General features: G+C 74.1%; 22 protein-coding genes. 6 read left to right on the forward strand and 16 right to left on the reverse strand.

Annotation, left to right across the window (positions count from 1 at the left end; translation table 11 throughout):
- The first annotated feature begins 71 nt into the window (after positions 1 to 71).
- Positions 72 to 305 carry an AbrB/MazE/SpoVT family DNA-binding domain-containing protein gene (locus HOP40_RS09010; protein WP_172156604.1) on the forward strand — a complete coding sequence of 78 codons (234 nt, stop codon included), beginning with the start codon at positions 72 to 74 and terminating at the stop codon, positions 303 to 305.
- Complete coding sequence (locus HOP40_RS09015) at positions 302 to 712, forward strand: type II toxin-antitoxin system VapC family toxin (RefSeq protein ID WP_172156606.1); 411 nt, start codon at positions 302 to 304, stop codon at positions 710 to 712. Before HOP40_RS09010 ends, HOP40_RS09015 begins: the two co-directional genes overlap by 4 nt.
- On the opposite strand, the gene HOP40_RS09020 is transcribed toward HOP40_RS09015, so the two are convergent.
- Entirely contained in the window at positions 701 to 1,747 is a 1,047-nt protein-coding gene (locus HOP40_RS09020; RefSeq protein ID WP_172156608.1) for an NAD(P)H-dependent flavin oxidoreductase, read from the reverse strand. The genes HOP40_RS09015 and HOP40_RS09020 overlap by 12 nt on opposite strands.
- A 68-nt stretch (positions 1,748 to 1,815) precedes the next feature.
- On the opposite strand from HOP40_RS09020, the gene HOP40_RS09025 reads away from it, so the two are divergent.
- Both HOP40_RS09025 and HOP40_RS09030 read left to right on the forward strand, forming a co-directional pair.
- Positions 1,816 to 3,018, forward strand: coding sequence for an ATP-binding protein (locus HOP40_RS09025; RefSeq protein ID WP_172156610.1), 1,203 nt, complete (start codon positions 1,816 to 1,818; stop codon positions 3,016 to 3,018).
- On the forward strand, positions 3,015 to 4,040 hold the full coding sequence (locus HOP40_RS09030) for a tetratricopeptide repeat protein (RefSeq protein WP_240157592.1): 1,026 nt from the start codon (positions 3,015 to 3,017) through the stop codon (positions 4,038 to 4,040). Before HOP40_RS09025 ends, HOP40_RS09030 begins: the two co-directional genes overlap by 4 nt.
- A 6-nt stretch (positions 4,041 to 4,046) precedes the next feature.
- Here HOP40_RS09030 and HOP40_RS09035 read toward each other — a convergent pair whose 3' ends face one another.
- A complete protein-coding gene (locus HOP40_RS09035; protein WP_240157593.1) occupies positions 4,047 to 4,715 on the reverse strand; it encodes a pyridoxamine 5'-phosphate oxidase family protein in 669 nt (222 codons plus the stop codon).
- Positions 4,716 to 4,869: 154 nt separating this feature from the next.
- Here HOP40_RS09035 and HOP40_RS09040 point away from each other — a divergent pair, with 154 nt between their 5' ends.
- Positions 4,870 to 6,042, forward strand: coding sequence for a globin domain-containing protein (locus tag HOP40_RS09040; RefSeq protein WP_420821795.1), 1,173 nt, complete (start codon positions 4,870 to 4,872; stop codon positions 6,040 to 6,042).
- Positions 6,043 to 6,063: 21 nt separating this feature from the next.
- On the opposite strand, the gene HOP40_RS09045 is transcribed toward HOP40_RS09040, so the two are convergent.
- From HOP40_RS09045 to HOP40_RS09095, 11 genes are all read right to left on the reverse strand, one after another.
- A complete protein-coding gene (locus HOP40_RS09045) occupies positions 6,064 to 6,486 on the reverse strand; it encodes a heat shock protein transcriptional repressor HspR (RefSeq protein ID WP_172156616.1) in 423 nt (140 codons plus the stop codon).
- Positions 6,483 to 7,658, reverse strand: a complete 1,176-nt coding sequence (dnaJ, locus tag HOP40_RS09050) for a molecular chaperone DnaJ (RefSeq protein ID WP_172156618.1) — start codon at positions 7,656 to 7,658, stop codon at positions 6,483 to 6,485. Before dnaJ ends, HOP40_RS09045 begins: the two co-directional genes overlap by 4 nt.
- 15 nt (positions 7,659 to 7,673) lie before the next feature.
- On the reverse strand, positions 7,674 to 8,372 hold the full coding sequence (gene grpE / locus HOP40_RS09055) for a nucleotide exchange factor GrpE (RefSeq protein ID WP_172156620.1): 699 nt from the start codon (positions 8,370 to 8,372) through the stop codon (positions 7,674 to 7,676).
- Entirely contained in the window at positions 8,369 to 10,222 is a 1,854-nt protein-coding gene (gene dnaK / locus HOP40_RS09060) for a molecular chaperone DnaK (protein ID WP_172156622.1), read from the reverse strand. The genes grpE and dnaK overlap by 4 nt, the downstream gene beginning before the upstream one ends.
- A gap of 138 nt (positions 10,223 to 10,360) precedes the next feature.
- Complete coding sequence (locus tag HOP40_RS09065) at positions 10,361 to 10,789, reverse strand: hypothetical protein (RefSeq protein WP_172156624.1); 429 nt, start codon at positions 10,787 to 10,789, stop codon at positions 10,361 to 10,363.
- 48 nt (positions 10,790 to 10,837) lie between these two features.
- On the reverse strand, positions 10,838 to 11,851 hold the full coding sequence (locus tag HOP40_RS09070; protein ID WP_240157594.1) for a C40 family peptidase: 1,014 nt from the start codon (positions 11,849 to 11,851) through the stop codon (positions 10,838 to 10,840).
- A 1-nt stretch (position 11,852) separates the two neighbouring features.
- Complete coding sequence (locus HOP40_RS09075) at positions 11,853 to 12,461, reverse strand: hypothetical protein (RefSeq protein WP_172156626.1); 609 nt, start codon at positions 12,459 to 12,461, stop codon at positions 11,853 to 11,855.
- Positions 12,451 to 14,367, reverse strand: a complete 1,917-nt coding sequence (locus HOP40_RS09080) for a hypothetical protein (protein ID WP_172156628.1) — start codon at positions 14,365 to 14,367, stop codon at positions 12,451 to 12,453. The genes HOP40_RS09075 and HOP40_RS09080 overlap by 11 nt, the downstream gene beginning before the upstream one ends.
- Entirely contained in the window at positions 14,364 to 17,198 is a 2,835-nt protein-coding gene (locus HOP40_RS09085) for an ATP-binding protein (protein WP_172156630.1), read from the reverse strand. Before HOP40_RS09085 ends, HOP40_RS09080 begins: the two co-directional genes overlap by 4 nt.
- A complete protein-coding gene (locus tag HOP40_RS09090) occupies positions 17,185 to 17,598 on the reverse strand; it encodes a hypothetical protein (RefSeq protein ID WP_172156632.1) in 414 nt (137 codons plus the stop codon). The genes HOP40_RS09085 and HOP40_RS09090 overlap by 14 nt, the downstream gene beginning before the upstream one ends.
- Positions 17,595 to 17,852 (reverse strand): hypothetical protein, encoded by a 258-nt coding sequence (locus HOP40_RS09095; RefSeq protein WP_172156634.1) that lies wholly within the window; start codon positions 17,850 to 17,852, stop codon positions 17,595 to 17,597. Before HOP40_RS09095 ends, HOP40_RS09090 begins: the two co-directional genes overlap by 4 nt.
- Positions 17,853 to 18,302: 450 nt before the next feature.
- On the opposite strand from HOP40_RS09095, the gene HOP40_RS09100 reads away from it, so the two are divergent.
- A complete protein-coding gene (locus HOP40_RS09100) occupies positions 18,303 to 20,696 on the forward strand; it encodes a (Fe-S)-binding protein (RefSeq protein ID WP_172156636.1) in 2,394 nt (797 codons plus the stop codon).
- A gap of 60 nt (positions 20,697 to 20,756) precedes the next feature.
- Here HOP40_RS09100 and HOP40_RS09105 read toward each other — a convergent pair whose 3' ends face one another.
- The 3 genes from HOP40_RS09105 to HOP40_RS09115 are packed head-to-tail and all read right to left on the reverse strand — an operon-like array spanning position 20,757 to position 23,527.
- Positions 20,757 to 21,704: a hypothetical protein gene (locus tag HOP40_RS09105; RefSeq protein WP_172153782.1), complete on the reverse strand. Its 948-nt coding sequence runs from the start codon at positions 21,702 to 21,704 to the stop codon at positions 20,757 to 20,759.
- A 36-nt stretch (positions 21,705 to 21,740) separates the two neighbouring features.
- On the reverse strand, positions 21,741 to 22,352 hold the full coding sequence (locus tag HOP40_RS09110) for a response regulator transcription factor (protein ID WP_172156638.1): 612 nt from the start codon (positions 22,350 to 22,352) through the stop codon (positions 21,741 to 21,743).
- Positions 22,349 to 23,527 carry a sensor histidine kinase gene (locus HOP40_RS09115; protein ID WP_172156640.1) on the reverse strand — a complete coding sequence of 393 codons (1,179 nt, stop codon included), beginning with the start codon at positions 23,525 to 23,527 and terminating at the stop codon, positions 22,349 to 22,351. The genes HOP40_RS09110 and HOP40_RS09115 overlap by 4 nt, the downstream gene beginning before the upstream one ends.
- Positions 23,528 to 23,652: the final 125 nt, after the last annotated feature.

The raw sequence follows: 23,652 nt of genomic DNA on the forward strand, positions 1-23,652 counted from the left end.
AGGAAAGTTGAGTGTGTTCCGCTCAGCCTTGAATGGGCCGGCATTATTCTTACCGGTGTTACTCTTACTTCGTGCGCCTCACCAGCAAGGGTCAGATCACGATCCCCCAGCAGGTCAGGCAGGAGCTCGGCCTCGAGCCCGGCGACGAGGTCGACGTCGTCGTGCGGGACGGCGTGGCCACCATCGTCCCCGCCACGGGTCCGACCGGACGGGGCCGCCGGATGGTCGAGGCACTGCTCGGCCGGGGCGACGTCGAGCTCTCCACCGACCAGATCATGGCGCTCACGCGGGGCGAGGACGGGTGACGGAGCAGGCGACCCTCGTCGACTCGAACGTCCTGCTCGACCTGTTCACGCGGGACGCGCAGTGGGCCGACTGGTCGGGGCGCCACCTGGCCGAGGCCTTCGACCGGGGACCGGTGGTCGTCAACCAGATCGTCCACGCCGAGGTGTCCCTGCGCTTCACGACGATCGAGGAGCTCGACGCGGCCCTGTCGACGCGCTTCGTGCGCGGCAACCTGCCGTGGGCCGCGAGCTTCCTGGCCGCCCGCTGCTTCGCCGACTACCGCCGCCGCGGCGGCACGCGCACCTCCACGCTCCCGGACTTCTTCGTCGGTGCGCACGCCGCCGTCCTCGGCATGCGCCTGCTCAGCCGCGACACGGCCCGGTACCGCACGTACTTCCCGACCGTCGAGCTCATCTCACCCGAGTAGTGCGCGCGCCTCCTCCCACATCCGCGCCACCACCTCGCCCGCCGGCTCCGGCCGGGCGAGCGCCGCGCTCTGCCCCGCCCAGTGGTTGGCGCGGTCGACCCCGCGGGGCTCGCCGCGGCGCAGGCCGGCGACCATCACGCGCTGCTCGGGGTAGGGGGCCGGGAGCGGGGCGCCGGGCTCGCGCCACGCCGTGACGTAGGGCGTCGGGGCCGCCCGGGCGAGGCGCCCGGTGTAGGCGCGGGTGGTGACGGTGGCCTCCGGGGCCAGCCCGTCCAGCGAGTCGGACCACTCCGTCGGGATCCCCAGCTCGGGGGTGCGCAGCAGGGCCGTGCCGACCTGCACCGCGCTCGCCCCGAGGGCCAGCGCCGCCGCCACGCCGCGGCCGTCGGCGATGCCCCCGGCGGCGACGACGGGCACGTCGAGGTGGTCGACCAGGCGCGGGACCAGCGCGAACAGCCCGACCGACGTGGCCTCCGCGGCGGCCTGGTCGAACGTGCCCCGGTGCCCGCCCGCCTCCATCCCCTGCGCCACGACGACGTCCGCGCCCGCGTCCTGCGCGGCCAGCGCGTCGTCGAGGGTGGTGGCGCACGCGAACCAGGCGACGCCGGCGTCGTGCAGCCGCTCGACGTACTCCGGCTCGAACAGCCCCATGATCGACGAGACGGCTGTCGGCCGGGCCGCGAGCGCCGCCTCGCACTGCTCCGCGTACACCGGCGCGGGCCCGGCGGGCGGACCCGGCGTGCCGAAGCGCTCCAGGAACGCGGCGGCGGCCGCGATCCGCGCGGGGTCGTCGACGGGCTCGTCGGGCACCCAGAGGTTGAGCTGGAACGGCCCGTCGGACGCGGCCCGGAACTCCGCCGTCCACGCCGCGATCCGCTCCGGGGTGTCGAGGACGACCCCGGCCGCGCCCATCCCGCCCGCCCCGGCGACCGCCGCGGCGAGCGCGGGCGGGCAGGCCCCGGCCATCGGGGAGGACAGGATCGGCACCCGGAGGCCGTACCGGTCGCAGAACTCGGCCACGCGCGTCGGAGTCATGCGCCCGTCCTACACCGCGGGGCCGGCGACCGGGAGGCCGCCCGGCCGCCGTGACCATACTGGGCGACGTGCCCGACGACGCCCTGCTCACCAGCCTGCTGGCCGCGGTCCACTCCTCCCCCGACGACGTCCCGCTCCGGCTGCACGTCGCCGAGCTGCTCGCGGAGCGCGACCGCCTCCCCGAGGCGCTCTCCCAGGTGACCCACGCGCTGACCCGCGCGCCGGGCGACCCGGGGGCCGTCGCGCTGCTGCAGCGGCTGACGGCGGCGATCGCGCGGCCCGTGGAGCCGCCGCCGGCCCCGTCGACCGACGGTTTCGACTGGCAGCAGGCCGAGTCCCAGGTCGAGGACGTACCGGTCCCCGAGTTCGCGCACGAGCCGCACCCCGACCCCGTCACCGAGGACGTCGAGCGGCCGACGCTGCGCCTGGCCGACGTCGGCGGGATGGAGCACGTGAAGCAGCGCCTCGAGCTGGCGCTGCTGGGCCCGCTGCGCCACCCCGAGATGGCGAAGGCGTTCGGCACGAGCTCGTCGGGCGGCCTGCTGCTCTACGGCCCGCCCGGCTGCGGCAAGACCTTCATCGCCCGTGCGGTGGCGGGCGAGATGGGGGCGGCGTTCTACGAGGTCGGCATCTCCGACGTCCTCGACATGTACACCGGCTCCAGCGAGCGCAACCTCTCCGCCGTCTTCGACGCCGCCCGCCGCAACGCCCCCTGCGTGCTGTTCTTCGACGAGGTCGACGCCCTGGGCCAGAAGCGCTCGCACCTCACCCACTCCTCGAGCATGCGCAACACCGTCAACACGCTGCTCGCGGAGCTGGACGCGGGCCGCAACGAGGGCGTGTTCGTGCTCGGGGCCACCAACCACCCGTGGGACGTCGACAGCGCGCTGCGCCGCCCCGGGCGCTTCGACCGGATGCTGCTCGTCCTGCCGCCCGACGCCCCCGCGCGCGCCGCGGTCCTGCGCCACCACATGCGGGGGCGGCCCGTCGACGGGGTGGACGTCGAGCGGATCGTGCGCGCCACCGAGCACTTCTCCGGGGCCGACCTCGCGCACCTGTGCGCCACCGCCACCGAGCGCGCGCTGGCCGACTCGGTGCGCACCGGCACCCTGCGCCCGATCGGCCGGGCCGACTTCGACGCGGCGCTGCGCGAGGTGCGCCCGAGCACCGGGCCGTGGTTCGCCACCGCGCGCAACGTCGTCGCGTTCGCCAACACCGACGGCAGCTACGACGACCTGGCCGCGCACCTCAAGCAGAACCGCAGGCTGTGAGCGGTGCCGCAGGGCGGGTGGCGCAGCTGCGGGCGCTGCGCCGCCTCGACGACGCCGAGCGCGTCGCGCGGGAGGCGCTCGCCGGCGACCCGCAGGACCCGGCGCTGCTGACCGAGCTCGCCGCCGTCCTGCTCTCCGCCGCGCGCAACGCCGAGGGGCTCGCCGTCGCCGACGCCGCGGCGGCCGTCGCGCCGCAGGACGAGCGCGTGCACCGGATCCGCGGGGTGCTGCTCGCCCGGCTCGGGCGCCACGCCGAGGCGCTGCAGGCCGGGTACGCGGCCGTCAGCATCGCCCCGGACGAGCCGTTCGCCGCGCTCGGCTACGCCACCGTCCTGCAGATGGCCGGGCGCCTCGACGACGCCCAGCACGTGGCGCTGCGGGCCGTCGAGCTCGCGCCCGACGAGCCCTCGGCCCACCTGCGCCTGGCCGACATCGCCTCCGACCGCCGCGACGGCGCCACCGCCCGCCGCGCCTACGCCGAGACGCTGCGCCTGGACCCCGACAACGCCGCCGCGCGCCACGACCTCGCCGTGCTCGACCTGCGGGCCAACCGCCCGGCCGACGCGCTGCGCGGGCTCGTCGAGGCGGGCGCGATGGACCCGACGCAGCCGCTCGTGCTGCGCAACATCGGCGCGGTGGTCTGGCGGCTGGCGTGGGTGCTGCGGATCGTGCTGGTGGTGGCCGTGTTCGTCGTCGCGGGGGCCGGCGGCCGGGACCTGGCCGAGCCGTCGGCGGGGGTGCGGGTCGCGGCCGGGCTCGTGCTGGCCGTGGTGGCGTTCGCCTCCTGGCGCACCGTCCGCGACCTGCCCCCCAGCACCCGGCCCGCCACGCTGGCCGCGGTGCGCGCCGACCGCCCGCTCGCGTTCACCTGCGTCGCGCTGGTGGTGTGCGTGCTGCTGGTGGCGGCCGTGGCCGTCACCGGGATCGGGGTCCTCGCGGTGCTGGTGTGGATGGTGCTGGCGCTGCTCGCCGTGATCGGCGTCGTGGTCGGGCTCGCGCGGCGCGGGCGCGACGCGCGGTAGCGGGGGTCAGCGGGCGTCCTTCGCCCCGAAGTAGTCGCCGCCCTTGCGGGCCGGGTCGTCGGTGCCCCAGGACCGGCGCAGCGGGACGCGCTGCATCTGGGGGATGTGCTTGCGGCAGTGCACGTAGGCCTCCTCGACGTGCACCACCACCCAGCGCTCCGGGCGGCGGCCCGGCGCCGGGTCGTGCGGAACGCCCGGGTGCTCGGCGTGGAAGTCGGCGTCCTCGACGATCCGGGCGGTGCCGTTGACGTGCAGCCCGATCCGGTCGCGCTCGAAGTCGAGCATGAGCAGGCCGACGTGCGCGTTCTCCGAGATGTTGCCCAGGCTCGCGTGCACGCCGTTGCCGCGGTACTCCGGGTAGGCCAGCGTGCGGTCGTCGAGGACGGCGAGGAACCCGGGCGGGCCGGAGCGCAGGGAGGCGTCGCACTCGCCGCCGGCGTCGGACGTGGCGACGAACACCATCTCCATCCGACGGACGAACTCGACCATCGCGGGGAGCAGCCGGCCGCGCACCTGCTCGGCGTAGAACCGGTCGGCCCGCTCCTCCGTGCCGTAGGCGCACTGCAGGGCGTGCTCCCCCTCCGACCCGGGCTTCTCCGGTGGCCCGACCGGCACCGTGACCTCGGACGGGGCGCCCGCGGAGCGGCGGAGCAGGGCGGGATCGCGCGGTGTCACGCCCCCACCGTGCCATCCGCGCCCCTCTCCCGTCACGCACCGGGGACGTCGCCGGGTGGTGTCACCCCCCTGTCCGTGCTTTAGGCTGCCTCGTTAGCACCCCGCGTCACCGCTCCCCGACGCAGGACCCGCGAGTAGAGAGAGCCGGCTCCTGATGACCGCTGAACAGTTGCTCACCGCCGATCTGCCCTCGGTCGGTGAGTCCCGCAGCGAGGCGTCCGGGATGGTCGAGGTCATCCGTTCGAGCTGGGCACTGGTCGAGCCGCAGGCCGAGAACGTGGGCCGGCACTTCTACGCCACGCTGTTCAGCCGCGCCCCCGAGACGCGCGACCTGTTCCCGGTCAACATGGAGGTCCAGCGCAGCCGCCTGCTGCGCGCGCTGGTCCACGTCGTGCAGATGGTCGACCAGCCCGACGACCTCGTGCCGTTCCTGGAGCAGCTGGGCCGCGACCACCGCAAGTTCGGCGTCCTCACCCAGCACTACGACGCCGTCGGCGGCGCGCTGCTGTCGGCCATCGGCGAGTTCGCGGGCGACGCCTGGACCCCGCCGGTCGAGAAGGCCTGGACCGACGCGTACGGCGTCGTCGCGAACGCGATGCGCACCGCCGCGCAGGCCGAGCGCGGCCCGGCGTCCTGGCTGGGCCGGGTCGTGTCGCACGAGCGCAAGGGCTGGGACCTCGCCGTCATCACGGTGCAGGCCAGCGAGCCGATCCCGTACCGGGCCGGCCAGTACCTCTCGGTCGAGACCCCGCAGCGCCCCCGGCTGTGGCGGTACCTCTCCCCGGCCAACGCCCCGCGCCCCGACGGCACGCTGGAGTTCCACGTCCGCGCCGTCAACAGCGGGTGGGTCAGCCGCGCGATCGTCGCGCACTCCCGGGTCGGCGACACCTGGCGCATCGGCCCCCCGATGGGGCGCATGAGCATCGACAAGGAGTCCGACCGCGACCTGCTGATGATCGCGGGCGGCACCGGGATGGCCCCGCTCAAGGCGCTGCTGGAGGAGCTGGCGGCGCAGCCGAAGCGGCCGCGCACGCAGGTGTTCGTCGGCGGTCGCTCGTGGGAGGACCTCTACGACTTCGCCGCGCTGCGCAAGCTGTCGTACTCCAACAACTGGCTCGACGTGATCCCCGTCGTGGAGTCCGACGAGGACGAGACGGGCGCCGAGCGCGGCACGCTGGCCGACGTCGTCACGCGCTACGGCGCCTGGGCCGACCACGACGTGCTGGTCTGCGGCTCGCCGGCGATGATCCGGGCCACGGTCTCGCGGATGCTGGTGGCGGGCACGCCGCTCGACCGCATCCGCTACGACCCGTTCACCATGGACTGAGCCGCCGGACCGGGCGCGGTACTACTTCCGGGGCTTCGGCCGCCACACGACGAGCGCCTGGTTGCGCTCCACGGGCACGAGGTCGCGCCGGTAGGAGGCGTGCACGCTCGCCGCGGTCTGCTCCACGGCCGCGCGCGCGGCCAGCAGCTCCCGCGCCTGCTCGTCGAGCCGGGTGCGCAGCTCGTCGACGAGCTGCTCCAGCTCGATGATGCGCTTGATCCCTGCGAGGTTGACGCCCTCCTCCTGGGAGAGCCGCTGCACCTCGCGCAGCAGCGCGATGTCGCGCGCGGAGTAGCGCCGCCCGCCGCCGGCCGACCGGCCGGGGCTCACGAGCCCCAGCCGGTCGTAGCTGCGCAGGGTCTGGGCGTGCAGTCCGGCCAGCTCCGCGGCCACCGAGATCACGAAGACCGGCTGGTCGGGGGACGTGCCGGGCGGCAGGTTCATCGCGCGCCCCGCAGCAGGTCGATGCGGGGGTCGAAGTCCTTCGTGGCCTCGGCGTAGGCCTGCAGGGCCTCGGTGGCCCGGTCGTCGAGCGAGCCGGGCACCGCCACCTCGACGGTGACCAGCAGGTCGCCCTTCGAGGTCTTGCGCTCCACCCCGCGCCCCTTGACGCGGAACGTGCGCCCCGACGCCGTGCCCGGCGGGATCCGCAGGGACACCGTCGACTCCAGCGTCGGCACCGTCAGCGTGCTGCCCAGCACCAGCTCGGGGTAGGTGACGGGCACGGTGAGCGTCAGGTCGTCGGCGTTCCGGGCGGAGCGCCCGAACAGCCGGTGCGGCGTGACGTGCACCGTGACGTAGAGGTCGCCCGCCGGGGCGCCGCCCCGGCCGGGCTCGCCCTGGCCCTTGAGCCGCACCTTGTTGCCGTCGGCCACGCCCGCGGGGACGCGGACCGTGATCGACCGGGTGCGGGTGCTGACACCGTCGCCGCCGCACTCGGGGCACGGGTCGTCGATCAGCCGGCCGGTGCCGCGGCAGTCGCGGCAGGGCTCGCTGAACGCGAACGCGCCCTGGCTGCGGCTGACCAGGCCGACGCCGTCGCAGGTCGGGCACCGGCGGGGCGTGCTGCCCGGCTTCGCGCCCGTGCCGCCGCAGCGGTCGCAGCGGCCCGGCGAGGAGAGCCGGATCGGCACGTCGGCGCCGCGGACGGCCTGCACGAAGTCGATCCGGAGCTCGGTCTCGACGTCGGCGCCGCGGCGGGCCCCGGAGGAGGCCCCGCCGCCCCGCCCGGCCTGCTGGCCGAACAGGCCGCCGAAGATGTCGCCGAGACCGCCCGCCCCGCCCGCGCCCTGCTGGGCGAAGATGTCGTTCAGGTCGAAGCCCTGGGCGCCACCACCGGGGAAGCCCCCGCCGCCGAAGCCGCCGGGGATGCCCCCGCCGGCGAACAGCGCGCGCGTCTCGTCGTACTCCTTGCGCTTCTTGTCGTCCGAGAGCACTCCGTAGGCCTCGGACACCGACTTGAAGCGGGCCTCGGCCTTCGGGTCGCCGGGGTTGGCGTCCGGGTGCAGCTCGCGGGCGAGCTTGCGGTACGCCTTCTTGATGTCCTCGGCGGGGGCGTCGGACGAGACGCCCAGCTCACGGTAGAAGTCCTTCTCGATCCAGTCGCGCTGAGTCATCCCGCCTCCTCTCGTCTACTGCTCGGTGCTCTCGGTGCCGGTGCTCCCGGCCGGCTCGGGCTCCGGGTCCTGGGCGGGCGCCGCCGGGTCCGGGGCCTGGTCGACGACGGTGACCATCGCCGGCCGCAGGACGCGGTCGGCGATGCGGTAGCCGCGGCGCAGCACCGACGACACCACCGTGACCGTCGGCCCGGTGACGTCGCCGCTCTCGTGCTGCACGGCCTCGTGCACCGACGGGTCGAACAGCTCCCCGTCGGACCCGAACGGCTCCAGCCCCTGCTTCTGCGCCACCGAGACGACCTTGTCGGCCACCGACTTGAACGGGCCGGTGAGGTCGCCGTGGGAGGCGGCGCGGTCGATGTCGTCGAGAACGGTGAGGAGCTCGGACACGAACTGCACCCGGGCCCCCACCAGCACGGACTCGCGGTCGCGGTCGACGCGGCGCCGGTAGTTGGCGTACTCCGCGCTGATCCGCTGCAGGTCGGCGGTGCGCTCGGCCACCTCGGCGGCGAGCTCCTCGACCCGGGGGTCGAGGCCGGTGTCGGTCACGGTGACGTCCTCCTCCTCCACGGGCTCCTCCACGGGGGCAGCACCCCCGGGCGAGTCGTCCTCGCCCGGGGTGCGCACCTCACCGGTCTCCGGGTCGATCCGGCGCCGGTCCCGGACCACGACCCGCTCCTGCTCCTGCTCGGAGTTGCGGTCGTGGTCGGTCACTTCTCGCTCTTCTCCTCGTCGACGATCTCGGCGTCCACGACGTCGTCGTCCGCGTCGGCCTGCGCCTGGGCTCCGTCGGCACCGGGGGCGTCACCGGCCGCGGCGTCCTGCTGGCCGTACAGCGCGGCGCCCAGCTTCTGCGACTCCGTGGCGAGCTTCTCCGAGGAGGCCTTGATCGCGTCGACGTCGGTGCCCTTGAGGGCCTCCTGCGTCTCGGTGATCGCGGCCTGCACGCCGTCCTTGACGTCGGCGGGCAGCTTCTCGTCGTTCTCCTTGAGGAACTTCTCCGTCTGGTAGACCAGCGACTCCGCCTGGTTGCGGACCTCGGCCTCCTCGCGGCGCTTGCGGTCCTCGTCGGCGTGCTGCTCGGCCTCGCGCATCATGCGGTCGATCTCGTCCTTGCCCAGGGCGGACCCACCGGTGATCGTCATGTCCTGGCTCTTGCCGGTGCCCTGGTCCTTGGCCGAGACCTTGACGATGCCGTTGGCGTCGATGTCGAAGGACACCTCGATCTGCGGCACGCCGCGGGGCGCGGGCGGCAGCCCGGTCAGCTCGAACATGCCGAGCTTCTTGTTGTAGGCCGCGATCTCGCGCTCGCCCTGGAACACCTGGATCTGCACGGACGGCTGGTTGTCGTCGGCCGTCGTGAAGATCTCCGACCGCTTGGTCGGGATCGTGGTGTTGCGCTCGATGAGCTTGGTCATCACGCCGCCCTTGGTCTCGATGCCCAGGGACAGCGGGGTGACGTCGAGCAGCAGGACGTCCTTGACCTCGCCGCGCAGCACGCCGGCCTGCAGGGCGGCGCCGACGGCGACGACCTCGTCCGGGTTGACGCCCTTGTTGGGCTCCTTGCCGCCGGTGAGCTCCTTCACCAGGGTGGTGACGGCCGGCATGCGGGTGGAGCCGCCGACGAGCACCACGTGGTCGATCTGGCCGACCGAGATGCCGGCGTCCTTCACGACCTGGTTGAAGGGGTTGCGCGTGCGGTCGAGCAGGTCGGAGGTGATCCGCTCGAACTCCGAGCGCGACAGCGTCTCGTCGAGGAACAGCGGGTTCTTGTCCGCGTCGACCGTGATGTAGGGCAGGTTGATCGTGGCCGTGTTCTGGCTCGACAGCTCGATCTTGGCCTTCTCCGCGGCCTCGCGGAGCCGCTGCATCGCCATCTTGTCCTTGGTCAGGTCGATGCCCTGGCTGTTCTTGAACTTGTCGACGAGCCAGCTGATGACGCGCTCGTCCCAGTCGTCGCCACCGAGGTGGTTGTCGCCGTTGGTGGCCTTGACCTCGACCACGCCCTCGCCGATCTCCAGCAGCGACACGTCGAACGTGCCACCACCGAGGTCGAACACGAGGATGGTCTGGTCGGTGCCGCCCTTGTCGAGGCCGTACGCGAGCGCGGCCGCGGTGGGCTCGTTGACGATGCGCAGCACGTTGAGGCCCGCGATCTGGCCGGCCTCCTTGGTGGCCTGGCGCTGGGCGTCCTCGAAGTAGGCGGGGACGGTGATCACCGCGTCGGTGATCTCCTCACCCAGGTAGGACTCGGCGTCGCGCTTGAGCTTCTGCAGCACGCGCGCGCTGATCTCCTGGGCGGAGTACTTCTTGCCGTCGATGTCGTCGGTGGCCCAGCCCGTGCCGATGTGGCGCTTGACCGACCGGATCGTCCGGTCGACGTTCGTCACGGCCTGGTTCTTCGCCGACTGCCCGACGAGCACCTCGCCGTTGCGGGCGAAGGCCACCACGGAGGGGGTGGTGCGCGCACCCTCCGAGTTGGCGATGACCGTCGGCTCGCCGCCTTCCAGGACGGCGACGACGGAGTTGGTGGTCCCGAGGTCGATCCCGACCGCACGAGCCATGGTGGTTGCCTCCGTGATGTGGTGCTTGCGTTGGTTCGACTCAAGTCTGCCACGGGCTGTCCACTCGGGGTTGAGTGGCCCGCGCTCAACTTGCTCAGTCGTCCCAACGGACGGAGTCGGGGAGTTGTTCCCCGGCCGCTAGAGGGGCTCGGCGGGACGGGGCGGGACGCGGCCGCCCGACACCCGGGGCAGCGGGTCGTCGACGGGGGCCAGCACGCGGTGCGACGCCGGGTCGGCGACGGGCTCGTCGCGGGCGTCGCGGTACTCGAGCTCGCCGTCGGGGCCGAGGTCGGCGACGTAGCCGACCGCGGCGAGCTGCTCCTCGTCGAGGTCGGTGAGCAGCTCCCAGCGGCTGGGGACGACCTGGTAGTCGGGCCAGGGGAGGTCGCCGTAGGCGTCGTGCAGGTCGGCCAGCAGGCCGACGAACACCTGCTGCCAGCGCAGCGGCATCGACTGCGCGAGCGACCGCGGCACGACGATGTGGTCCTCGGTCGCTCCGCGGGCGGGGCGGTCGAGGTAGTCCGCCACCGGCGTCGTGGAGGCCGGGGCGGGGGGATCGGTGGGCATCGCTTCTCCTGGCTGCGTGCGACGTGCCCCTCCACTGTCCCAGAGGGTTCAGGCCCGGTTCGGGGTGGTTCCCGGGCGTGTGACGACGGCGACGAGCTCGCGGAACTCGTAGGGCACCGGACGCACCCGGACGAACTCCCCGGTGTAGGGCGCCTCAACCATCTGCCCGTCGCCCATGTAGAGCGCCACGTGGTGGATCGTGCGCGGGTCGGACGGGTCGGTGGCGTAGAACAGCAGGTCGCCGGGCTGGGCCTGGTCGATCGGGACGTGTCCGCCCGCGTAGAACTGCTGGCGCGACACCCGCGGCAGGTTGATCCCCGCCGCCTGGAACGCGCGCAGCATCAGCCCCGAGCAGTCGTAGCGGTCGGGCCCGGTGCCGCCCCACAGGTAGGGCTTGCCGACCTCGGCCAGCGCGAACGCGATCGCCGTGCCCGCCGCCCCCTCGGCGAGCACCGCGGTCCGTCCGCAGCCCGCGGGGTCGGCGACGTCGGCCAGGCCCTCCACGAGCTCGGCGGCCAGCCCCTCCCACTTGGCGTAGGCGTTGGGGAAGGCCGAGCGCTGCACGGTCTGCGCGGCCACGGTGACGGGCATGGCGTCCCAGCCCGGCACCTCCAGCAGCCGCTCGATGAAGATCGTCGTGCTGTAGACGGGGTCGGTGACCTGGGCCGGGCTCCCCCAGCCCTGCGACGGGCGCTGCTGGAACAGCCCGAGGGAGTCCCGGTCGCCGTAGTCGATGTTGCGCAGCGTCGACTCCTGCATCGCCGTCGCCAGCGCCACCAGCCAGGCGCGCGGCGGCGCCCCCATCTCCCGCGCGACGCCGATGATCGTGGCCGCGTTGGCCCGCTGCTCCTCCGACAGCGTGTCGGCGGTCGCGCCGGCCCGGCCCGACACCGGCGCGACCCCGCCGCGCAGCCCGGCGTCGCAGGCGAGCGAGGACGCCCCGGACTGCCCGCCCCCGCCGTTGACGGTGAACGCGATCAGGCTGACGACGAGCACCAGGCCCAGCGCGGCGAGCACCGCCACGGCGGGCACGAGCAGGCGCACCGGGCGGAGCAGACGCACGTCAGGCCGCCCGGTCGTAGTCGGCGACGCGCCAGACGCCGTCCTCGGTGAGCACGACGAGGACCAGCAGCGTGAGCGCGTCGGTCTGCACGGCGACGTCGACCGACCCGGCGGCGACCCGCTGCGCCGACGGCGCCCCGGTGACGCGGGTGGCCGGCACCGCCGACGGGTCGACGGTGGCGAGCACGCCCAGGTACTCGTCGGTCGTGAGCGGCCGCAGCCCCTCCAGCCACTGCGCGGGCGGGGTGCCGTCGGGCGGGCGGACCCAGGCGGCGGCCCACTGCGCGGCCACGTCCAGGGCGGCCGCCGGGGCGCTCGACACCGGCAGCGGGCTGGGCGTCAGGTCGGGCACCGGGGGCAGTGCGGTCGGGGTCGGGGTGCGCGGGGCGCTCGCCTGTCCCGTGGTCTGCGGGGCGCGCGTGCCCGACGTCGTCGACGGCGCGGCGGTCGGGGCGGGCTCGGGCGCCACCCGCCCCAGCACCGTGCTGACGGCGAGCACCACCGCGAGCAGCACCGCCGCGGACAAAGCGAGCCGGGCGGGGGAGCGCAGCGGCCACTGCCAGATCGCCCGGTAGGCCGCAGCGCGGCCGCGCGGGGACCTAATCGGCACGGCCACCGCCCGTGCGGTCGTAGACGGGGCCGGAGAACCCGCGCGCCGGCGGGCGGTAGATGCGGTAGACGGGGACGCCGTCGACGATCTCGGCCTGCACCGGGCGGGCGGCGCCCGGGCGCCGCGGGGTGGAGTCGGGACGCCGGTAGATCGTGCGGTCGTCGACCTCGCCGGGCTCGGACCAGCGCGGGACCGCCCCCGCGCCGCCGACGCCGCCGCCGCCCCCGGGCAGCGCGGGACGCCGTGCCCCGGGCACCAGCGTGGGCGTGGACGGGATCTCGATCTCGGTCCGGGGCCGGGTGACGCGCTCCGCGGTGGCCCGCACCCGCATCGGCGCGTCGGCCTCGGGGCGGGGGCCGCCGGGGTAGGACGCGCCGGCCGCGGCGCCGCGGCGCTCGTCCCACCAGCGCGACTGCCGGTCGTCCTCGGGGCCGCCGCGCACCCGCTGCCACACCCGCGACATCGGGCCGGAGCCCGCGCCGGGCACGATCCCGCCGAACTGCTCGCGGGTGAGCGACACCATCGACACCAGCCGGCGGAACGGCCGCGCCACGGCCCACAGCACCACCGTGACGACGCCGGTGACGAGCAGCGCGAGCCACAGGTCGATGCCCGAGTCCGGGCGGAACAGGGACACGACCAGCAGCGCGTGCAGGCCGGCAAGGGCACCGACGACGAGCGTGTTGACGATCGCCGCCCCGCCGACGCGCAGCAGCGCGGGCAGGATCTCGGGCTTGAGCACGGCGACGACGGCGATGGCGGGGGCCGTCATCACCATGAGCCGCAGCACCAGCATCGCGACCAGCACCAGCACCTTGGACAGCAGCTGGAACAGCGCGATGCACAGCGCCTGCACGACCGCGAGGATCCCGGCGCCGGTGCGGCTGCCCGCCTCGCCGGTGAAGTAGGGGTAGCGGTCGCCCATCCGCTCGCCGATCGCGGCGAAGTCGTTCTTCTTCTGCTCGGCGAGCTCGAGGGTGTCGCGCCCCTCGGCGATCTCGGCCTTGGTGAAGGTCTGCGCGCGCAGCAGGTCGCGCCCCAGCTCCTGGGCCTGCGGGACGTCGGGCGAGCCGAACTCGCCGCGCAGCCAGTTCTGGTAGATCACGTTGTCGACGAGCACCGTCGGCAGGGTGTCGCGGTTGCCCAGCCCGACCTGGTCGAGGAAGCCCTCCTGCATCGACGTGACGCCGTCGAGCAGCAGGCCGTCGGCGGCCTTGGCCCAGTCGACGGGCGTCAGGTACGCCGCGGAGCCGACGACGAGCGCCACCACCGCGAACGCCCCCCGCCGGGCCTGCTGCGCGAGGTCGCCGCGCAGCGCCAGCAGCAGCAGGACCACCGCGAGCACGGCGAGGACGGGGCCGATGAACGTGCTGAACACCGCGTCGTACATCGCGGTGGTGCCGGCGGTGATGAGGTCGTCGAGCGGGGAGAGCAGCTCGCCGCCGTCGGCGATGAGGTAGTGCGACCAGTTGACGCCGCCGACGGTGAACTTGGCGACGTTGAACGCCTGGTTGCCCATCCACGTGTCGGTGGTGCTGGCCGGGTTGAACACGGCGGCGCCGGCGCAGCCCAGGTCGTAGTTGTGCCAGATCAGCCCGGCGTAGCCGACCTCGTCGTAGACGCTGCCCGGCTCGCCGACGCCGTAGACCGGCGGGTCGAGGGACCCCACCAGCCCGGTGCCGGGCCGGTCGGGCTCCGGCGACTCCTTGCAGTCGAGTGGCTGCGCCATCGCGGGGGACCCGATCAGCACCGAGCCGCCGACCAGCGCGGTGACGACGAGCAGGGCCGCGCGCCGCGAGCGCGGGCGCTCCCCGCGGGTCGCCCTGCGCCGTCGATGGGCCGCGGCCAGCAGGGCGGCGACGATCACCAGCCCCACCGGCAGGAGCCCCGCCGGTGCACCGGTCACCGCACGACCCCCCCGGTGGGCCGGACGCGGTCGGCGTCGTCGAGGTCGTCGGCGAAGCCCTCGTCGAGGACGTCGTCGTCGGAGAGCTCGTCGTAGCCGCCGCGGGGCAGGTCCTCGGCGACGATCTCGCCGGACAGGACCGGCGGCGGCTCGTCGGGCGCGCGGACCGCCGCCTGCGCCACGGGCACCCCGCGGGCGGAGACGCGGCTCGCGTCGGGGTTGGTGTCCAGCGCGGCCCGGACGTGCTCCAGGTGCGGGGCCTCCAGGTCGATCCGGATCTTCTCGACGCCGCCGTGGCCGTCGGCGAAGACGAACTGGCGCGGCGTGTCGTCGGGCCGGTCGTCGTGGCGCGGGCGGGGCGAGAGCGTGCCGAGCATCTGCTCGTAGCCGACGCCGGTGGGCACCTTGAGCAGGCGCAGGGCCTCGTCCTGCGCCTCGCCGTCGTCGGTGCGCCCGACGAACACGGCGTTGACCAGCGACGCGAACCCCGACACCCGCAGCAGGTCGCCCGCGAGCTGCGAGGCGAACAGCGCGCGCACGTTGAACTTGCGGGAGTCGCGGGCGAGCCGGTCGATGAGCACCTTGCCGGTGGGCACCTGCGAGAGGAAGTGCGTCTCGTCGAGCGCGACGCCCTTGCGCAGGTTGCGGTCGGCCTCGTAGATCGTGCGCTGGGTGAGCCAGGACGCGAGGTTGAGCAGCTCGACGGCGAGCGACTCGCCGTCGGTCCACTCCTCGCGCGGGCTGCCCGGCCGCGGCAGCGTCATGCCCTGCATCGTCAGGACGGTGAGCCGGTAGTCGCGCTCGTCCTGCCACGGGTCGTCGCGGGTGGTGTCGGGGAACAGCAGCGCGGCCTGGGGGAGCTCGCGGCGCTCCTCGAGGAAGTCGGCCACGACCCCGGCGTGCTCCTCGCCGTCGCGGGCGTGGCGGCGCAGGGCGTCGATGACGAGCCCGGGGTGGCGGTCGTTGGCCCCGCCCACCTCGCGGACGGCGCGCAGCAGCACGATCCGGGTGTGCGGCAGCCGGGAGATGTCGTAGGGCAGCAGTCCGGTCAGCACGTCGAGGACGAGCCGGCGTCTCGTGGCGGCGGCGAGGCTGCGCTCGCGGCGCCACGCCCGCTCGGGGTCCTCCTCGTCGGCGAAGTGGTCGGGCCGCGGCTCGGCGACGACGCGGTAGGGGTTGAGGATGCCGGGGTCGGCGCGCAGCAGGTTGATGTGCCGGCTGAACGGCGCGAGCTCGGGCAGGCGGGTCAGCTCGGCGAGCGGGCCCGACGGGTCGAGCACCGTCCAGCGCGCGCCGGAGCGCAGCGTCTTGTAGACGATCAGGCCGGTGAGGAACGACTTGCCCGACCCCAGCCCGCCGACGACGGCGGTCAGGCCGGACGAGCGGCGCACCTCCTGCGCGAGCCACGGGTCCCACGCCACGGGACGGCGGGTGGCGGTGCAGGTCTCGCCGATCATGATGCCGCGGCGGTCGCCCACGCTGGCCGTGGCCGCCGGGACGGCCGCGGCCGCCCAGGTGACCGAGCCGCGCCTGCGGTAGGCGGTGGAGGCCAGCGGCTCGCCCGGGATGAACTCCCGCGCGTACTTGTACTGCGCCTCGGGGTGCTCCATCTGCACCTTGGGGCGGTAGACGTCGAGCACCTGCTGGGCGCGGCTGACGGCCTCCGCCTCGTCCTTGCCCGACACCGCGACCCGCCACCAGCCGTACAGGCGGGTGTTGAGCTGGGTGAGCCCGGACGTCAGCTCGTCCTCGACCTCGAGGACCCGGTCGGCCTGGCGCGCGAGCGACATCGGCGGGTCGAGGTCGTGGTCGTGGGTGTAGTGCCGGATCTGGGAGCGGACCTTGCCCATCTGCCGCTGCAGCTCGCCCGCCACCTCCTCCGGGCGCCGGACGTAGATCCGCGCCGACCACTCCACCGGGAACGGGAGGCGGTCGGAGTGCTGCATCCACGGGTCGTCGACCTCGGGGATGCGCAGGCCCTCCATCAGCCCGACCGACAGCACGGCGACGTTGCGCTGCACCGTCTGCGAGCGGATGCGCCCGACCACCTTCACGGTGGGGGCGTAGGGCTCCTGGTGCATGTCGACGCCGTCGGTGAAGCCCGCGAGGTCCTCGGTCTCCCAGCGCGACACCCCGCCGGGGACGACCGACAGCGTGCGCGGTGCGGGCAGCCCGAGCGCGCAGGAGCGCTGCATGAGCCACGCGACGTCGTCGGGCCGCGCCGGGATGGCGTCGAGCCCGCTGCCCGCCACCAGCTCGTCGATGTGGGCGACCTCGGAGTCGAGCGCGGCCAGCTCGGCGCGCACCGCGGCGGGCGCGATGCGCTCCAGCACGGGGGCGGCGGCGTCGACCCAGCGGTCGAGCATCCCGCGACCGGAGACCTCGACGCCGAGGAAGACCTCCTTGTCGCTCATCGACAGGCCCATGAGGTGGCGCTGCTCGCCCTCGAGGAAGCCGTCCCAGCCGAGGGCGCCGGCGACGTCGGGCATGCGGCCGAGCGCGTTGTTGTCGAACGACTCGGCCCACATGTGCACCGGGTACGGGCGCGTGGTGACGCGCAGGTGCAGCCAGCGGCCCTGCAGCTCGCCGAGCTGCGCCGCGATCTGGCGGATCAGCACCTCGCGCTGGGAGTCGGAGCGGAAGCTCCAGGCCTGCGCGGCGAGCCGGTACCAGGCCATGACCTGCGTGCTGGTGCGCGTCAGGTGGCCGTCGATCGAGCGCAGCGCGATGTCGGGGGTGTACTTCGGCAGGCCGGACTCCCCGGCGAGCGCGCGTCTTCGACGGCGGCGCGGCTCGTCGGAGGAGGCGCGGGCCGCGTCACGCCGCGCCACGCCGGCGACCTCCCCTGCGACGCGGCCGGGCCGTGACGGCCGGCCCGGTGCGGACGTGCCCGGAGCGCACGGCGCCGCCGGCCACGGCGGTGCTGGCCCGTGGACCCCGCACCTCGTGGCCGAACAGCGACACGACCTGGCCCAGCGGGCGCTCGTAGTCGATGCGCTGGCCCAGGAAGCGGGTGACCAGCACGGTGATGACCAGCGCCCAGGCGACGGAGAAGAAGTCGAGCCCGATGCCCAGGCGACGCTGGACGAACATCACGAGGATCATCGTGAGCAGGCCGACGCCGTAGGAGACGTAGCGGGCCCGCCACGGGAACGTGGCGCGCGGTGGCCCGAGCCAGACGGAGTCGACCCGGTACACCTCGTCGTCGGTGCGGACGAGCACTCCCGTCACCCCGTGAGGAGGCTGGCCAGGAAGCTGCCGATCTGCGGGCCGTTGCCCGACACCGCGATCCCGAGCGCGACCAGCCCGATGATGAGTCCGACGCTGCGGCGGGCGACGCCGGCGTTGTCGCCGCGCCCTCCGATCCACAGCAGGATCACGGCGATCCCGAGGAGCACGAGCGGAACCACGTTCTCCTGGATCCAGGTCTGCAGACCCCCGGTACCCACTCCACCCTGCGCGAGGGCGAGCAGTTCTGGGTCCATCACGGTGACTCCTCCGACGATCGTGGACGTCACGTGGTCGCGTGGCCACGGGCGTGCACGTCCGAGTGCGGGCAGGCGGTGCCGTTCGGCACAGCTCTGCTCCGAGTGAAACACGAGCTGCAGGGGCAAGCCTAGAGTGCGCGCCCGGTTACGGCCCGTCCGGGCGCGCGCCGTTCGCGCGGGCACACACGGATCTCACCGAACGCGGCCGGGTGCGCTCCCGCGGCCCGCCGTTCGGCGGTACCCCGTGCGGCTCCGTGTGCGGGTCGCTCCTCCGATCCGGTGCGAGCCTTCTCACTCGCGGCGCGGCCTCCCGAGGTCGCGGCGTCCGGTTACCGCTGGGTAGGTTGTAGGCCGGTCCGGACACCGTCGGAGCAGGTGGCGGCGGGCTAGTCTGCTGCGCGAGGTCCGCGATCCACCACTCGCGGACCAGTCCTGGGAGGAACACCCGTGGTTGTGAGACTGATCATCGGCCTGGCGATGACGGTGATCGCGTTGGCGGTCTCCGGCCGCCGCGCGTTCTGGATCTACAAGCTGATCTCGTCGGGTCAACCGGCCCACGACCGCACCGACGGGTTGAACCAGCGGATCCGGGCGCAGTTCGTCGAGGTGTTCGGCCAGCGCAAGCTGTTGAAGTGGTCGGTGCCCGGTCTGGCGCACCTGTTCACCTTCTACGCCTTCGTGATCCTGGCCTCGGTGTACCTGGAGGCCTACGGAGCGCTGTTCGACCCGGAGTTCGCGATCCCGTTCATCGGGCGCTGGCCGGTGCTGGGGTTCCTGCAGGACACGATCGCGGTGCTGGCGCTGATCTCGCTGGGCGTGTTCTCGGTGATCCGGCTGCGCAACGCCCCCGAGCGCAAGGCGCGGGCGTCGCGGTTCTACGGCTCGCACACCAACGGTGCGTGGCTGATCCTGTTCATGATCTTCAACGTGCTGTGGACGATGTTCCTGTTCCGCGGTGCGGCCTCGGCGCTGGGCTACCTGCCCTACGAGTCGGGGGCGTGGGCGTCGATCGGGGTGGGCAACCTGTTCGCCGGGTTGTCCGAGCCGACGCTGCACGTGCTGGAGAGCGTGGGGCTGCTGCTGCACATCGGCGTGATGCTGGTGTTCACGGTGATCATCGCCTACAGCAAGCACCTGCACATCTTCACCGCGCCGATCAACGTCTCGGCCAAGCGCTTCCCCAAGGCCCTGGGCCCGCTGCCGGCGATGGAGTCGAACGGCAAGAAGATCGACTTCGAGGACCCGGGCGAGGACGACGTGTTCGGCCGCGGGAAGATCGAGGACTTCACGTGGAAGGGCATGCTGGACTTCGCGACCTGCACCGAGTGCGGTCGCTGCCAGTCCCAGTGCCCGGCGTGGAACACCGGCAAGCCGCTGTCCCCGAAGCTCGTGATCATGGACCTGCGCGACCACATGCTGGCCAAGGCGCCGTACATGATCGGCGGCAAGGACATGCCCGAGGAAGGCGGCATCGACTTCCAGGCGGGGTTCTCCGACGACAGCTACCACGGGGTCCCCGAGTCCGGGTACGAGCGCGTGCGCGGGTCGGGTCCGGAGCAGGCCGCGCGTCCGCTGGTCGGCACCGCGGAGCAGGGCGGGGTGATCGACCCCGACGTGCTGTGGTCGTGCACCACCTGCGGGGCGTGCGTGGAGCAGTGCCCGGTCGACATCGAGCACGTCGACCACATCGTCGACATGCGCCGCAACCAGGTCCTGATCGAGTCGGAGTTCCCCTCCGAGCTCGGGGTGCTGTTCAAGAACCTGGAGAACAAGGGCAACCCGTGGGGGCAGAACCAGCGCGAGCGCCTGGACTGGACCAAGAAGCTCGACTTCGAGGTCAACGTCTTCGACGGCGAGCTGGCCCCCGAGGTGGAGTACCTGTTCTGGATCGGGTGCGCGGGGGCGTTCGACGACGGGCAGAAGAAGACGGTGCAGGCCACCGCGGAGCTGCTCAAGCGGGCCGGGGTCGAGTACGTGGTGCTGGGCCCGGAGGAGACCTGCACCGGTGACCCGGCGCGCCGCTCGGGCAACGAGTTCCTGTTCCAGATGCTGGCCCAGCAGAACGTCGAGGTCCTCAACGCGGTGTTCGAGGGCCGCGAGGCCGGCACCCGCAAGATCGTCACGACCTGCCCGCACTGCCTGAACACCCTGGGTCGGGAGTACCCGCAGCTCGACGGTCACTACGAGGTCGTGCACCACACCCAGCTGCTCAACAAGCTCGTCCGCGAGGGCAAGCTCGTGCCGGTCGCCGCACCGGATGCCGACACGGCTGCGCCGGTCACCTACCACGACCCGTGCTACCTGGGCCGGCACAACGAGGTCTACGAGGAGCCGCGCGAGCTCATCGGCGCCGTCGCGACGCTGACCGAGATGCCGCGCCACGCCGACCGCTCGATGTGCTGCGGCGCGGGCGGTGCGCGGATGTGGATGGAGGAGCGGATCGGGCAGCGGGTCAACGTCAACCGCACCGAGGAGGCCCTGGCCACCCTCGGAGCAGGTGCTCCCTCGGAGACGACGCTCAACGACACCGGCGCGAACGAGCAGACCAGCGGCGTGAAGGGTTCCGACGGCGCCGCCGCCGGCGGCACCATCGCCGTGGGCTGCCCGTTCTGCAAGACGATGCTGTCCGACGGGCTCACCCAGAAGCAGGGCGAGGGCGCCGGGGAGAACGTCCAGATCCAGGACGTCTCCCAGATGCTGCTCACCGCGGTCAAGCGCGGCGACAGCGCCACCAACGGCCACTCCGCCCACGGCTCCTCGACGAACGGATCCACGTCGAACGGCACCGCGCCGGCGAAGGAGCCCGCGGAGGAGCCCGCCACGGGCGACGCGCAGAGCTGAGCACGGCCGACCGGCGGGGGCCGGCCCGGGACCTCCCGGGCCGGCCCCCGCCGTCGTCGGTCAGGACGGGGACGCGCAGGCGGTGAACGCGGTGACCACGTAGCTCTGGCCGGTCGGTTCCCGCCCCACGGTCAGGACGCCGAGCTGCGGCCCGGCCGGGGCGGCGTCCTCCCAGGTCAGCGCGCAGGCGTCGACGACGAGGCCGTCGGCGCGCTCCATCGTGGGGGCCTGCGCGTCGGCGTACTCGTTGCGGTCGACGATCTCCGCGGTCACGGTCCGCACCGCGGTGAGGCAGTCGGGCGCGCCCACGGACGCGACGAACGCCGTGCGGGCGGGCGCGGCGAGCAGGTTGTCGCACACCGCCCCGGGCGCCTCGGGACGGTCGCCGTAGGCGATGCGGTTGAGCAGCGTCGGCAGCAGCCGCGTGGGCGCCGGGACGCCCTGCAACCCCTTGCTCTCCTCCTGCGTGCGCGCCTGCTCCTGCGCCGTCACCTGCGCCTCCTGCGCGCTGACCCAGGCGTACGCCGCACCGCTGAGCAGGCACAGCACCCCGCCGACGGCGGCGAGCCGCCAGGCCGGCAGCCGCAGCAGGCCGGCGACGAGCACGCCGATGCTCGCGGCCAGAGCCCACGCCCACGGCGTCGTCGACAGCATCAGCCCCGCGACGACGACGAGCCCGCCCAGCGGCCACACCCACCGCCCGAGCAGCCGGTCGACGCGCAGCAGCGCCAGCAGCACCAGCACCGCGACGCCCGCGAGCCACGGCCACGGCGACCACCCGGAGAACGGCGTCAGCAGCAGCGCGGTGGCCCCGACCCCGAGGCTCGCGGTGCCGTAGGGCGTGCGGGTCAGGCGCTTCCAGACGACCTGGGCGCGCGAGGGCGGCGGGTCGGCGGGCGGGGGGCCGACGGGCGGAGGACCGGCCGGGGCCGGGTCGACCGGCGCCGGGGGCGGGGCGGGCGTCCACGGGACCGGCGGGCCCCCGGGGGTGCTGCGCGGCTCGTCCATCGCTCGCCGACAGTACTGGCCGGGCCCCCTCGACCGTCAGAGCCAGCCGTGGTCGCGCGCCCGGGCCACGGCGTCGGAGCGGTTGCCCGCGCCGAGCTTGTGCATCGCCGAGGACAGGTAGTTGCGGACGGTGCCGGGCGAGAGGTGCACGCGCTCGGCGATCTCGGCGGCGGTGCTCGAGGGGTCGACGTGGCGCAGGACGTCGAGCTCCCGGTCGGTGAGCGGGCAGTCCTCGGTCATCAGCGCCGTCATGGCCAGGTCCGGGTCGACGTAGCGGCCGCCGCGGTGCACGCGCCGGATGACGTCGGCGAGCACCGTGGCCGGCGCGCTCTTCGTGACGAACCCGGCGGCGCCCGCGGCCAGCGCGCGGCGCAGCACGCCGGGCCGGGCGTGGCGGGTGAGGATGATGCAGCGCGTGCCGGGCTCGTGGGTGGCCACCCACTGCGCGACCTCGGCGCCGTCGCGCCCGGGCATCTCGACGTCCAGCACGGCGACGTCGGGCCGGTGCTCCCGTACCGCGGCGACGGCCTCGTCGCCGGTGCCGGCCTCGCCCACGACCACCAGGTCGGGCTCCAGGCCCAGCAGCGCGCCGACGGCACCGCGCGTGAGCGACTCGTCGTCGGCGAGGACCACGCGGATCGCGCTCACCGCGCACCCGCGGGCAGGGACGCGTCGATCCGGAACGTGCCGTCGCCCGCCGGGCCGGCGGCGAGGCGTCCGGCGTGCTCGTCGAGGTAGCGGCCGAGCGAGGCGAGCCCCGTGCCCGGGTCGGCGTCGTCGGTGGGCAGCGCCCCGTCGTTGACGACGACGAGCCGCGCGGCGTCGCCGTCGACGTCGATCTCGATGGTGCAGTGGCTGGGCTCGGCGTGCCGCAGGACGTTGGTCATCGCCTCGCGCAGCACGCGGCCGAGCACGGTGCGAGCGGTCGGGCCGACGGCCGCCGGGTCCCCGTGCACGACGAGGGTGATGCCCGACGACCCGAGCACCGCCCGCGCGCCCGCGAGCTCGGTGACCAGGTCGATCGTGCGGGTGTCGCGGACCAGCGAGCGCACCTCCGTCAGCGACTCCCGTGCCACCCGCTGCACCTCCACCATCTCCGCGCGCGCCCGCTCGTGGTCGGGCAGCCGTGCGGCGAGCTCGCTCTTGAACGCGACCACCTCCAGCGCGTGCCCGAGGATGTCGTGCAGGTCGTCGGCCAGGCGCAGCCGCTCGCGGGCCGTCGCGAGCTCGGCGGCGGTGCGGCGCGACCCGTCGATGTCGATCACGGCCTTGAGCCACCACAGCCGCTCGACGTCGAGGATCCACATGGCGCCGACGTAGGTGACGGCGAGGCCGACCGAGAAGGCGCGGAACGACTGCGAGTCGGCGCCGGGCGGGTGGACCAGGCCGGTCGCCCACCAGCCGAGGACGGCGGTCAGCACGCTCGCCGCCACCACCCAGATCGCGGTGGTCCGCGCCCGCCGGCCCCCCACGACGTCGCCGAGCAGCACGCCGCCGAGCAGGGACCACGTGAAGCCCAGCGCCCCGCTGCCCAGCCCGACGACGGTGACGGCGAGCCCGACGACCGACGCGGCGACGCTGAACCAGGGCGCGGCGGGCGTGCCGAGCGAGCGCATGAGCTCCCGGATGCGCCACAGGTGCAGCCCGAACCCGACGACGTAGAGCACCACCACGACCACCACGAGGTCGGGCCGCACGGCGCCGAGGAACAGCGGGACGGGCACGAGGAACAGGTAGAGCAGGGTGCTCGCCAGGCCGATGCGCCCGAAGCGGCGCGCGGTGCGCACGCGGCGCTCCTCGAACCCGGGCGGCGAGGTGTCCACGTGATCACCGTAGCCGAGCGGGGCCGCTCCCAGCGGCGGTCGATGACAGCTGTCATCGCAGCTCCTGCGCGGTGTCACGGCGGCCGGTGACCGTCGCGACTACTGCGTCACCGGCCCCCGGCGGG

The organism is Pseudonocardia broussonetiae (genome assembly GCF_013155125.1).
Taxonomy (GTDB): domain Bacteria; phylum Actinomycetota; class Actinomycetes; order Mycobacteriales; family Pseudonocardiaceae; genus Pseudonocardia; species Pseudonocardia broussonetiae.

Bases quoted from the DNA above. Each gene is read 5' to 3' on its own strand.
- HOP40_RS09020 (WP_172156608.1), bottom strand. From the start codon at position 1,747: ATGACTCCGACGCGCGTGGCCGAGTTCTGCGACCGGTACGGCCTCCGG.
- HOP40_RS09095 (WP_172156634.1), bottom strand. From the start codon at position 17,852: ATGGACCCAGAACTGCTCGCCCTCGCGCAGGGTGGAGTGGGTACCGGG.
- HOP40_RS09045 (WP_172156616.1), bottom strand. From the start codon at position 6,486: ATGAACCTGCCGCCCGGCACGTCCCCCGACCAGCCGGTCTTCGTGATC.
- dnaK (WP_172156622.1), bottom strand. From the start codon at position 10,222: ATGGCTCGTGCGGTCGGGATCGACCTCGGGACCACCAACTCCGTCGTC.
- HOP40_RS09105 (WP_172153782.1), bottom strand. From the start codon at position 21,704: ATGGACGAGCCGCGCAGCACCCCCGGGGGCCCGCCGGTCCCGTGGACG.
- HOP40_RS09040 (WP_420821795.1), top strand. From the start codon at position 4,870: ATGACCGCTGAACAGTTGCTCACCGCCGATCTGCCCTCGGTCGGTGAG.
- HOP40_RS09065 (WP_172156624.1), bottom strand. From the start codon at position 10,789: ATGCCCACCGATCCCCCCGCCCCGGCCTCCACGACGCCGGTGGCGGAC.
- dnaJ (WP_172156618.1), bottom strand. From the start codon at position 7,658: ATGACTCAGCGCGACTGGATCGAGAAGGACTTCTACCGTGAGCTGGGC.